This window comes from Psychroflexus tropicus DSM 15496, assembly GCF_000378765.1.
GTDB classification, from domain to species: Bacteria; Bacteroidota; Bacteroidia; order Flavobacteriales; family Flavobacteriaceae; genus Psychroflexus; species Psychroflexus tropicus.
On record NZ_KB905342.1, the window covers coordinates 30,895 to 43,196 of the forward strand.

Consider the following 12,302-nt stretch of genomic DNA (forward strand, 5'->3'; position numbering starts at 1 on the left):
AGTAATAAATTTTATGCAAAATTATTACTATATCTACGTAAACTCTGTAGAATTAGTTCGAAAAAACACGACTAACCCAACTATATAAGCAAAATACAGAAAGAATTAGCATTCTAGTTTAAATGGAACGCTTGACGGTTTGAGAAGAAATATAGGAAGCTAAAAATCCTAAACTAGAAATGGTTACAAAAACGATAAGGATATTAATAAATTCAAGCCTTACCGGATAAGCTAAACTTGGGGTAATCATGATCCACTCAAAATACAATTGAAAGAGGATCAGAATAACGGCCAGCAATAAACCAATGATACCTCCAGCCACACTCATCAATCCACCTTGATAAAAAAATATACGCTGAATTTCTTTTTTGGTCAGCCCTAGGTTCAATAAAGTTTTTGAGTTTTGGCGTTTTTCTAGAATCGCTATGATGATGGAACCAATCACATTGAATAAAGCGATGACAATAACAAGAGTAAAAATCAGATAGACCGCAAGATTTTCTGTATTAAGCATTTTGTAAAGACTGTCATTTAACTGAACTCTATCTTTAACTAAAACTTCCCCGTTGAAAATCTTAAGGAGCTTTTCCTTCACTAAGTTGAGGTTCGCCTCCTCACTAACTTTTACTTCCAAGGCTGAAACTTCATCACAATTGAGCTTTAAGAGGCTTCTGGCGAAACCGATATCTGTGTATGCGAATTTTGTATCCAACTCTTCATTGATGGAATATATACCAACAACTGTTGCATTTGCAGCTCTAAACGCCTCCTTAACATCTAAAATTTGGCCCTTACCAGGCTTAGGAACATAAAGCCCTAAAAGTCCCGAATAGTCTCTTATTCCTGCAGACAATTCTCTTGACAAATCATTACCTAGAACAACTTGATAGGCATTATTTTCTATCCACTGACCTAAAAATATTGCGCTTTTAATATCAGAAACCTGTTGATATGAAGTATCCACTCCCTTAATAAAAGCAGGGGTATTTTTGGATTTAAAACTCAATAATACTCGCTCTTCGATGACTTCTGAATACAGTATAATATCCGTTTCGTTTTTGAGCTGAGCCCTTTGCGTAGAGTCCACTTTAAAAAATTTACCCGAAGCAGGAAGTACCTTTAAATCGGGATCAAACTTATTGGTAAAAGAAAGACTAAATTCCTTGAGTCCAGAAAAGGCAGACAAGACTACAAACAGAGATAAGGAGCCAGCAATCACTCCGATAGAGGCAATCCAAGTAATTATATTGATAGCTGTATTAGAGCTTTTTGAGAAAAGATAACGCTTAGCGATGTAAAAGGAAACGTTCAATTCTTCTTGCGCTTATCTAAGAGATCTGGATTTTTTATAGGATCGCTTTTTCCTTTGAACGCCTGCTCTAGATTATTGATGTATTCAATTGAATCATCGTTAAAAAAAGAGAGCTCTGGCATTCTTCGTAACTGGTTTTTAGTACGCTGGGCAACTTCATGCTTTATCTTAGACTTCATAGCCTTTACCTCTTCGACGATGGCTTCAGATTTTTCTGAAGGAAAAATACTTAGGTGTGCTTTAGCCTGAAGTAAATCTGGAGTCACTCTCACCTTTGTCACGGAAATAATTAAATTCTGTGTTCCAGCTGCTTTGAGCTCAAGTTGTATTACCTCAGCAAGGTCTTTTTGAAGTATTCCTGCTATTTTTTTTTGTCTATTAGATTCCATTTTGCAAAGGTAAAACAATTATATAAATGCTAGTTTTGTATCACAACTTTCTAAAGAAATACCAGATGATAAAAAAAATTGAGCACCTAGGAATAGCCGTTAAAGACCTGAATGAAGCTACAAACACCTACCAGGCTTTACTGAATAAAGCCCCCTATAAGACTGAAACCGTAGAGCGCGAGGGCGTGGAAACCGTATTCTTTGAGTGTGGAGAAAGTAAGATTGAACTCTTAGGGGCTACCAAGGAAGACAGTCCAATAGGCAAATATCTAAGCAAACAAAAGGAAGGCATTCATCATATTGCTTTCTATGTAGATGACCTCACTTCTGAAATCAAACGCTTACAGAATGAAGGCTTTCAGCTGCTAAGCGATACTCCAAAACCTGGTGCAGATCAAAAAAACATTGTTTTTCTCCACCCTAAAAGTAATCACGGTGTTTTAATAGAACTATGCGAGGATCGATCTCAATTTTAATTTTAAAATACTTTGGCTGATAACAAACTTATACTTATTTTTGCCAACCTCAATAATCAGTGCCGGTCCCATAGCTCAGCTGGTTAGAGCACCTGACTCATAATCAGGTGGCCCTTGGTTCGAGTCCAAGTGGGACCACAATTAAAAAGCCTTTCTGCTTGATGCAAAAAGGCTTTTTTCATTAGTAGATTTTATTTAGTAGTTTATTGACTAAAGCTGCTTAGTTATTATTTTCAATAAGTGGATATTCTGTAAATATTTGGTTGATAGCATCCATCACTGCTTGAGTTTCGGTTTGCTCCCTCATAGGTTCTGATGTTCTGCCTTTCCAGACGGATCGCTTAGTTTCTCTGTCTACCAAATCAATAACAACAACACCTTCTTCATAGGAATATGTATCTGAAGTATAACCAACAATACCACCTGAATTGTACCAATTATACCATCCTCTGTAATAAAAGGGTTGATAATAGCTATTTACAGGTGTAGTTGCAATAGTGTTTCCATAAGGATAAGTAGCATAAACAGGTTCTGTATCACGCTCGGTTTCTATATCCGTAGCTGTACTAACCAATACAAGCAAATCTGGATTGTCTCTATCCAAAACATAACCTGCTTGCTTCATCCGTTCATTTATCGTCTCGATTAAAAACGCATTGAGTTCATCTGATTCCTCTTGTATATTAGATAGATCTATAGCAGCATTAGGCAAATATGAAAACGTTTTATAGGTCTTCAAATCAGCTTGATTTGGCCTCACTGTCTTAATACTTGATCCACAACCCGTGAACAATAAAAAGGCAAGAGTCGATACTATTATTTTAAAATAACTCATAATAAAATTAAATTTTTAAATTAAATTAAAACTAAAAACTAAAAGACCACTCGTAGCAGTTCCATAGATTTTACAATGAGTTTAAGCATATAATGACTTAAATTGTAAAATTTTAGTAAAATTATACCTAGATATCTTTTGAATATAAGTTGAAACATTATGAACTTATCTAAATGACCCCTGTTAAATCATTACACAAAACATTCAAGTTCAGATTTATTCTTGGCTTCTTCCTTCTATTAGGTGAAATAAGTTTGTGCCAGGTCAAATTAAGCTCCTGGAATATAAGACACCTAGGTAATTCAAAATCAAATTCTGAAATACGCTTTATGGCTAAGACCTTAAAAAATTACGACATTGTAGCCATACAAGAGGTAGTGGCGGGAAATGGAGGCGCACAAGCTGTAGCTAGGTTAGCTGATGAACTCAACAGGACAGGTAATAAATGGCAATACGCTGTAAGCGATCCAACTCAAGGAGGAATATACAGCTCTGAACGTTACGCCTATTTGTGGAAGGACAGTAAGCTAAAACTACATCAAAAACCCTGGCTGGATACCGATTGCGTTGAGGATTTTGAACGCGAACCTTATTTCATCACCTTTGAGTACAAAACCCAGTTGTTTACACTGGTTAATATTCACGCCGTACCTAAATCTAAACAGCCCGAAACCGAATTAAAGCATCTAAAGCTATATCCCGAGCTATATCCAGAACGTCATTTTATATTTCTGGGAGATTTTAATTTAGCACAAACCCACACCGTATTCAATCCTCTTAAATCGATGGGGTTTATGCCCGCCTTAGTTAATCAAAAGACGAGTCTCAAGATGAGATGCAAAAACAATATGTGCCTTGCTTCAGAATATGATAACCTCTTTTTAGACACGAGCGAATTTGAAACCATCAGCAGCGGGGTGAATCCCTTTTATAAATCCTTCCCAGATTTAAAATCCGCTAGAACGATCTCAGATCACATCCCTGTTTGGGTTGAATTCGACTTTTACTAAGACCTAATAATCTGTAACAGATCCCCAGTTTTCACCGCTCTTGATCCTATAAAGTTGCATTTCAGAAATACCAAATTGCTTGGCAATCATCTTCATACGGGTCTTTCGGTTAGGATCATGAATTTTACGCTTAATAATCTTAACCTGAGCCTCTGTTAATTTTGAATAGGTTCGTTTTCTTGGTCTATTGATATACTCGGGATTGGTAAATTGATGCTTCTCTTTTTCTTTTTTTGTAGCCCATTTAAGGTTCTCTACCTTATTGTTACGTTTGTCATAGTCCAAGTGAATCACATACACTCCATCTCCTTGTTCTAGAAAGTGCTGAGCAACTAGTTTGTGTACGTATCGGCTTGTAGATTTTTTGTTAACTTCTTGCTTCAATGGTAAAGTTTGATAACCATTGATGAAAGATTCCTTCACCAGAACCTCTTTCTCGCCTTTGCAGTTTAAGATTCTGCCATAATTAGAAACTTTGTATTTTTCGAATTCAGCAATTCGATCGTCAAATACAATTTCCTTCCATTGTTCATTGTAAAAATTACGAATCATTAGTTTTTGATTTTGAGACCTTGTTCTAGGATGAAGGTGTTCCGAATCAAAATAAAATGGTATAATTAATTTGCAATATAACTGATTTATTTATTTATTAGAATAGTAAAGTCTAATAATTAAATTTAAAAATGATTTAAAATAGACCCAGCAACTTAAAGCCTAACTCGTCTACAGAGGATGCTTTGGGGTGGTAAGCAGAAACATTAGTTAACAAAATAACAGCTTTTTGAGTATCGGGAATCATAAAAACGGATGAAGAATAGCCCGCTGTTCCACCATTATGCCAGTATAAATCATTGCCATCTTCTGCTTTTAGAATATGCCAGCCAAGTCCGATTCTCAAATTGGAATTGACCATGAAGGTTGGCATGGTCGTTAAGGCAAAGGCCGCTTTACCTTCATTGAAATGAGCGATAACAAATCTGGATAAATCTGATGTCGTCGATAAAATCTCACCTGCACCTTCAAATTGGTTCATATCCCAAGGGGGTGTTGATGAACCACCGGCATCCAGACCCTGTACCAACTGAAAGTTGGACGATTCTTTCAAAAGCGAAGATTGTTCCATTTTGAGCGGGTCAAAAATATACTCAGAAAGTAATTCTGAAAACGACTTTTCTGTAGCATTTTCGAGAGCCTTAGTGAGGATAGCAGCTCCAAGGTTGGAGTACTGATACCTGGACTGAGCCCCTTCTGAAATCTTCATTTCGGTAGTTAAATAATAAAGAAGATCCTCTTCTGCATACATTTTGTAAGGATTTTTAAAATCCGCAGCCAAAAGATTTAAATTGGAAGGAAGGCGAGGTAGCCCAGAAGTATGATTGGAAAGCTTTTCCAGAGTAATGGTTTGATCGTTAAGCTTTGGCCCGAAAAACTTCTGAAGGCTATCTGTTAATTTTAATTTTTTATCTACCACCAATTGGGCTAGAAGCGAGGAGGTGAAGACTTTAGTTACAGAACCTATCTGAAAGACCGAAGCGCTGTTATCGATTTCATTTATGGTATCCGTTAACTTGATTTGACCAAAATAATCGATCTGATTCCCAGATACCACAGCCACAGAAAATTGAGTTTGTTCTGGAAATTCAGAAACATAGTTTTTTATGGTTTGATTGATTTTATCTTCAAAATTCTGAGCCACTACTACATTACCAAACTGTAATAGTATAAGTATTAAAGTGTAAAGCTTCATTTTATAAAGAGGTCAATTTGAATTATAACATCATATAAAAGTAACCACAATTCATTAAACGAATTGATAATCAGCAAATTTATCTTCAACCTCATCAAAAGCTGCAAACACATCTTCAGCATGGTCTGAGGTAACCATCTTCATGCGGTACTCTTTAAAATGAGGAATACCTTTAAAGTAATTGGTATAATGTCTTCTGGTCTCAAATACTCCCAGCTTCTCTCCTTTCCAGTCAATGGCCATTTCAAGATGACGCCTGGCAATGTTCACTCGCTCAACTAAGGTTGGAGGCTCACAGTGAGTTCCCGTTTCAAAATAATGCTTCACTGCTTTAAAAAACCAAGGTGAGCCAATGCTGGCACGCCCTATCATCGCCCCATCTAAACCGTATTCATCACGCATTAACACAGCTTTTTCTGGAGTATCCACATCGCCGTTTCCAAATACAGGGATATGCATTCTGGGATTATTCTTAACTTTAGCAATAGGTTTCCAGTCAGCTTCACCTTTATACATCTGTGCACGAGTTCGCCCATGAATGGAGATGGCTTTACAACCTACATCCTGAAGGCGCTCAGCTACTTCGTAAATCTTAATAGAATCGTGATCCCAGCCCAGTCGTGTTTTAACCGTGATAGGCAAATCAGTGTGCTTGACCATAGCTTCGGTCAACTTCACCATAAGATCCACATCCTTAAGAATTCCTGCACCAGCTCCTTTAGAAACTACTTTTTTAACCGGGCAGCCAAAGTTAATATCGATGACATCGGGTTTTGTGCGTTCCACAATCTCAACAGATTTCAGCATAGAGTCCAGATTAGCTCCAAAGATTTGAATTCCTACCGGGCGCTCTTTTTCATAAATGTCAAGCTTTTGAGTGCTTTTTGCAGCATCCCTAATCAGACCTTCTGAAGATATAAATTCAGTGTAAACCATATCTGCTCCATATTCTTTACATAGGGCACGAAATGGAGGATCACTAACATCTTCCATAGGTGCAAGCAAAAGTGGAAACTCTCCTAAATCTATGTTATCTATCTTAGCCACACGTTTTTATTGCAAAATTAGGGAATTCTAAACAAATCACATAAAGCTTTTAACAGGTAAACTTAAGTTCTATAAAAGCCAAACAATTCCTGTATATTTGCGATTCAAATTCTTAAGCTATAAAAGCTGAAGATTAGGAAAACTGGACTATGAAGAACATTAGAAATTTTTGCATCATCGCTCATATTGATCATGGTAAAAGCACCCTGGCCGACCGTTTATTGGATTTTACAAAATCTGTTACTGAACGGGAACGTAAAGAGCAGCTTTTAGATAATATGGATTTGGAGCGAGAGCGTGGTATCACGATCAAAAGCCACGCCATCCAGATGGTGTACGATTATAAGGGTGAGGATTATGTTTTTAATTTAATTGACACACCTGGTCATGTTGATTTTTCTTACGAAGTTTCCAGATCCATAGCTGCCTGTGAAGGTGCCTTACTTATAGTTGATGCGGCACAAAGCATTCAGGCACAAACTATTTCGAATCTATACTTAGCTTTAGAGAACGATCTTGAAATAATTCCAGTTCTCAACAAAGTAGATTTACAGAGTGCTAATCCAGATGAAGTAACAGATGATATTGTAGATCTGCTAGGTTGTGACCCATCCGATGTGATAAGAGCCAGTGCCAAGAATGGTATTGGTATTGAAGAAATTCTCAATGCTATTGTAGAACGAGTACCCGCTCCCAAGGGAGATCCTGAAGCTCCTTTAAGGGCTTTGGTATTCGATTCGGTCTACAATCCCTTCCGTGGTATAGAAACTTACTTTAGAGTTTTTGATGGTAGCATCAAAAAAGGTCAAAATATAAAATTTGTGGCCACCGATAAAAATTACTCGGCCGATGAAGTAGGCACCCTAAAATTAGTTCAGTTTCCAAAAAAAGAAATACAGGCTGGTGATGTAGGTTATTTAATCACAGGAATCAAAAACGCCAAAGAAGTAAAAGTAGGTGATACCATTACCGATGCCGAAAACCCTACGCTTCATGCTGTGGCTGGGTTCGAAGATGTAAAGCCCATGGTATTTGCTGGTATTTATCCAGTAGAGACCGATGAATACGAAGAATTACGAACGGCGATGGAGAAATTGCAGCTAAACGACGCTTCTCTGGTCTTTGTTCCAGAAAGTTCTGCCGCATTAGGCTTTGGTTTTAGATGTGGGTTTTTAGGTATGCTACATTTGGAAATCATACAGGAACGACTTGAACGAGAGTTTGATATGACTGTGATTACTACGGTACCTAACGTTTCTTATAATGCCTACACTTTAAAAGAAAAAGATAAAGCTATTATTGTCAGTAACCCTTCAGATTTACCAGAACCTTCTTATCTGGATCGAGTTGAAGAACCTTACATCAAGGCAAGCATTATAACAAAATCAGATTTTGTAGGCCCGGTTATGTCACTTTGTATTGAAAAAAGAGGACAGATAACTAATCAGACTTATTTAACACAAGATAGAGTTGAATTAAGTTTCGATATGCCACTGGCTGAAATTGTATTTGACTTTTACGATCGGTTAAAAACAGTTTCAAAAGGTTATGCTTCATTTGATTATTCCCCAATCGGAATGAAGAAATCAAAATTGGTAAAAGTAGATGTCTTACTCAATGGCAATACGGTAGATGCACTTTCAGCTTTACTCCATATCGATAATGCATACGATATCGGTAAAAAGATCTGCGAGAAATTAAAAGAATTGATTCCGCGGCAGCAATTCGATATTCCTATACAAGCTGCTATCGGCGCTAAAATAATTGCCAGGGAAACGGTAAAAGCCCTGAGAAAGGACGTAACTGCCAAATGTTATGGTGGTGATATCTCCAGAAAGCGTAAACTTCTTGAAAAACAAAAGAAGGGTAAAAAACGTATGCGCCAGGTTGGAAATGTTGAAATTCCTCAGGAAGCTTTCATGGCAGTTCTGAAGCTAAACGATTAAACAAATTTTCTTTTTATATCTAAAACAGAAAGTTTTAAGTTGAATTTGTTATTAGATAGTTTTATGCTTTAAGATACATTTCTTTAAATTATTGCCTAACCTTAACTATCCAACTTGGTTTAGAATTCCTACTGAAGCTAAGGAAGTAAATTATACTTTTAGACCTCACAGGTTTTTGAAACCTGTGAGGTCTGGAGAATCTAAAAATAGTTTTAGAAAAACTAACTTATTGTTTTCAAAATACGATTTAAGCCTTCACATCCAAAGCATCTCTTAAGGCATTTCCCATGAGCATAAAGGCCATCACCAAACTCATAATACCTAGACCTGGAATGATGGCTAAATAGGCTTTTCCTAAGATAATGTAACTGTAGTGATCTTTGATCATCGCTCCCCAGCTAGGGGTTGGCGGCTGAGCTCCAATGCCAAGGAAGCTTAATCCACTTTCTATCAAAATAGCGGCTGCAAAATTTGCGGCAGATATAACAATAACCGGAGCTAATACGTTTGGTAAAATATGTTTTACAATAATTCGCTGGTTCCTAAATCCCAAGGCTCTGGCGGCAGTAATAAATTGAGAGGATTTCACACTCATCACCTGACCTCTCACTACTCTAGCCACTTCAACCCACATCGTTAGCCCTACGGCTATAAATACCTGCCAAAATCCTTTGCCTAATGCTAATGTGATAGCAATGACGAGTAACAAAGTAGGAATTGACCAGGTAACATTAATAAGCCACATCACCGCTGCATCCACCTTTCCACCGTAATAGCCTGATATAGATCCAAGAAAAATACCAAGAACCAAAGAGATAAACACAGAAATGAATCCAACTGAAAATGAAATGCGTAAGCCCACCAACATCCTGCTAAGCAGATCTCTTCCATATTTATCTGTGCCTAGCCAAAAAGTTTTTTCATATATGTAATCTGAGATTGGTTGATCTGGAGATAATCTTAAGTTAACTTCATTCTTTAGAGATTCTTCTTCAACTCCATAGTTTAGGAAATACAAGGAATTCCCTTCTAATCTATAGCTGCTAATCGGAACAATTTCGTTTGGATTTTGATCTCCAAAAAAGGCTCCATCCAACCAGGATTGTTCACCGGTAGTAAGGTTAGGCAGCTCTAGTACTTTAACAGAAAAACCAGGAGGTTTAGAATGTATACTCAGCGCCATGTTATTGGCATTTTGTGAGTCGTCTGGCGCTAAAAAATAAGCGAAAACACCAATAAGGAAACATATAACAATGTACCAAAAACTCAAAACGCCCCAAAGGTTCTTCGAAAACTTTTGGAGCGCTAAGTCTTGTAAAGAGCTGTTTTGTTTCAAATGTGATGAAATTTACCTATTCTTTCCTAGCTGCAAGTTTACTGGAATTTTTAGCAATATTTAAATCTTTCAGCACATTTAAGGCCTCTTCTACATATACATCTTTAGCTAAACTTTCATGCCATCTATTTCTCTTTTGGGTGAGCGATGAATCCTTTTGCATGATAGTTTGTTCATAAGGCAGAGAATTGTAGGTTAGATTAGTCTTAAACTTGTTGATCCCTTCAAACCTTTGAGCCATATTTTCAACCATTTCCATTTCCTCATTGTAACTCTCATAATTAAGGCTAAACTTATCTTGGTCTCTCTGTCTTTTTATCCATTTTGCATTTTCTTCTATAAGCTGGATTTGTTTGTTACTAGATAACCTCTCTTTGCTGGCAGCAATCACCTTATCTAGATTCTCATATCCCTCCCAAACCTTATAGTCTGCAGGAGCTATCTTATCCCATGGCATTGGATTTTCATAATCTCTTTCGCCTATATCTATAAAAGAATAACGATCTGGAACCGCAACGTCACTTTCTACACCTTTCAGCTGGGTAGAACCACCGTTAATTCGATAAAATTTCTGAGTCGTAATTTTTAAAGCTCCCATGTCTCCAAAAGAACTGTTTCTCATCCAGCGGTTTAAATCCACCACGTTCTGAACAGTCCCTTTTCCATAGGTTTGCTCACTTCCCAATACGACCGCTCTTTTATAATCTTGCATAGCTGCAGCTAAAATTTCTGAAGCTGAAGCAGACAATTCATTAACAAGAATTACCAAGGGTTTATCCCAAATAACATCTGCATCTTTATCTCTTAAAACTTCTGTATTGTTTTTGGCATCCCTTACCTGTACAATAGGTCCTTTTTCTATAAAGAATCCTGCAATATCAACGACGGTAGATAATGAGCCTCCACCATTGTTTCTTAAATCTATGATTAAACCTTCAGCGCCAACTTCGTTGAGCCTTTCCAACTCTTTTTTGATATCAGAAGCAGCATTTCTATTGTTATAATTTTGCATATCAAAATAAAACTTAGGCAGATTGATTATTCCAAAAACATCACCGTCTTTTTCTACTGTTGAAGATTTAGCATAAGTCTCTTCTATCTCTACAACATCTCTAATGATATTAATCACCTTGGTACTGCCATCAACTTTTTTTACGGTGAGAGATACTTGAGTACCTTTTGGTCCTTTGATTAAGTCTACGGCATCATCTAGTCGCATACCTCTAATATCTACAGGCTCTTCCTCGTCCTCTTGCTTGACCTTTTGAATTAAATCTCCAACTTCCAATTCTCCGTTGGTCCAGGCCGGTCCTCCAGAAATCACTTCAACAATCTTAACATTGTCTCGTTGTTTTTGGAGTCTTGCACCAATCCCTTCAAGTTTCCCGGACATGGAGATGTCAAATCTATCTTTATCCTGCGGAGCAAAATAATTAGTATGAGGGTCAAACTGACTTACAATGGAGTTAATGTATAAACTGAACCAATCTTTACGTTCCAGGTCGGACATAGTATCAAAGTAATTCTCTGTCGACTCTCTAGTGATTTCTCTTGCTTCTTCTTCAAGCTCTGCATCAGTTTTCACCTCTACATCTTCTCCATCTTCGATTTGTTGTTCTTGCTCTTCCTTCAAATCATGAAAAGTGGAAAGCGTTGAAAATTTAAATTGTTGTCTCCAACGTTCTTTGAGTTCTTTAGTATTTTCAGCATAATCAACATCATCGTAATTGGTATTGATCTGTTCAGTCTCAGTAAAATCAAAAGGTTTTTCTAGTAACTCACCATAAAAGGCCTTAGCCTCGGCCATTCTTTTTTTATACCTATTAACAGTCAAGTCGAAGAAAATCAGGTTTTTGTTATTGATCTGATCATCAAGCTGGGTTTCAAAGGCTTCAAACTCTTCAAAGTCACTTTTTAGAAAGTGTCTTTTGATGGGGTCCAGGCCTTTCACATAGTCTTTAAAAACCGCTTGGGAAAAGTCGTCATCAATTTCTCTCATATCAAAATGGCCCTGTTCAATCACGTAAGTAATTAACTCTATAAGGACTTGATCTCTGTCGGAATCTTCATCAAAATCTTTTGTTGTAAAACTACAGGCTGTTACAGACAGCAGTGTCACTAAAAATAAAATGACAAGATTGTTTTTAAAATTATATCTTTTCATGTTCTCAAAATTCATTAAATCTCAACTAAAGTAATATTTT

General features: G+C 37.0%; 11 protein-coding genes and 1 tRNA gene. 4 read left to right on the forward strand and 8 right to left on the reverse strand.

The features are described 5' to 3' along the window. Positions 1-118 precede the first annotated feature (118 nt). On the reverse strand, positions 119-1,312 hold the full coding sequence (locus F598_RS0100145) for an ABC transporter permease (RefSeq protein WP_019036976.1): 1,194 nt from the start codon (positions 1,310-1,312) through the stop codon (positions 119-121). Continuing rightward, positions 1,309-1,701 (reverse strand): 30S ribosome-binding factor RbfA, encoded by a 393-nt coding sequence (gene rbfA, locus F598_RS0100150; protein ID WP_019036977.1) that lies wholly within the window; start codon positions 1,699-1,701, stop codon positions 1,309-1,311. Before rbfA ends, F598_RS0100145 begins: the two co-directional genes overlap by 4 nt. A gap of 65 nt (positions 1,702-1,766) precedes the next feature. Here rbfA and mce point away from each other — a divergent pair, with 65 nt between their 5' ends. Further along, complete coding sequence (gene mce, locus F598_RS0100155) at positions 1,767-2,177, forward strand: methylmalonyl-CoA epimerase (protein ID WP_026302414.1); 411 nt, start codon at positions 1,767-1,769, stop codon at positions 2,175-2,177. Positions 2,178-2,241: 64 nt separating this feature from the next. After that, positions 2,242-2,315, forward strand: a tRNA-Ile gene (locus F598_RS0100160). Between the two features lie 82 nt (positions 2,316-2,397). Here F598_RS0100160 and F598_RS0100165 read toward each other — a convergent pair. Further along, a complete protein-coding gene (locus F598_RS0100165; protein ID WP_169334095.1) occupies positions 2,398-2,916 on the reverse strand; it encodes a DUF4136 domain-containing protein in 519 nt (172 codons plus the stop codon). A gap of 269 nt (positions 2,917-3,185) precedes the next feature. Here F598_RS0100165 and F598_RS0100170 point away from each other — a divergent pair, with 269 nt between their 5' ends. Next, positions 3,186-4,022, forward strand: coding sequence for an endonuclease/exonuclease/phosphatase family protein (locus tag F598_RS0100170; protein ID WP_019036980.1), 837 nt, complete (start codon positions 3,186-3,188; stop codon positions 4,020-4,022). Between the two features lie 3 nt (positions 4,023-4,025). On the opposite strand, the gene F598_RS0100175 is transcribed toward F598_RS0100170, so the two are convergent. The 3 genes from F598_RS0100175 to dusB form a co-directional block, all read right to left on the reverse strand. Continuing rightward, entirely contained in the window at positions 4,026-4,574 is a 549-nt protein-coding gene (locus F598_RS0100175) for an NUMOD4 domain-containing protein (protein ID WP_019036981.1), read from the reverse strand. 136 nt (positions 4,575-4,710) lie between these two features. Further along, positions 4,711-5,769 carry a serine hydrolase domain-containing protein gene (locus tag F598_RS0100180; RefSeq protein ID WP_019036982.1) on the reverse strand — a complete coding sequence of 353 codons (1,059 nt, stop codon included), beginning with the start codon at positions 5,767-5,769 and terminating at the stop codon, positions 4,711-4,713. A gap of 54 nt (positions 5,770-5,823) precedes the next feature. After that, positions 5,824-6,816 carry a tRNA dihydrouridine synthase DusB gene (gene dusB, locus F598_RS0100185; RefSeq protein WP_019036983.1) on the reverse strand — a complete coding sequence of 331 codons (993 nt, stop codon included), beginning with the start codon at positions 6,814-6,816 and terminating at the stop codon, positions 5,824-5,826. A gap of 149 nt (positions 6,817-6,965) precedes the next feature. On the opposite strand from dusB, the gene lepA reads away from it, so the two are divergent. Beyond that, positions 6,966-8,762, forward strand: coding sequence for a translation elongation factor 4 (gene lepA / locus F598_RS0100190; protein ID WP_019036984.1), 1,797 nt, complete (start codon positions 6,966-6,968; stop codon positions 8,760-8,762). Between the two features lie 247 nt (positions 8,763-9,009). Here lepA and F598_RS0100195 read toward each other — a convergent pair whose 3' ends face one another. Then, on the reverse strand, positions 9,010-10,098 hold the full coding sequence (locus tag F598_RS0100195) for an ABC transporter permease (protein WP_019036985.1): 1,089 nt from the start codon (positions 10,096-10,098) through the stop codon (positions 9,010-9,012). A 16-nt stretch (positions 10,099-10,114) separates the two neighbouring features. Next, positions 10,115-12,262, reverse strand: a complete 2,148-nt coding sequence (locus F598_RS0100200) for a carboxy terminal-processing peptidase (protein ID WP_019036986.1) — start codon at positions 12,260-12,262, stop codon at positions 10,115-10,117. Between the last annotated feature and the right edge of the window lie 40 nt (positions 12,263-12,302).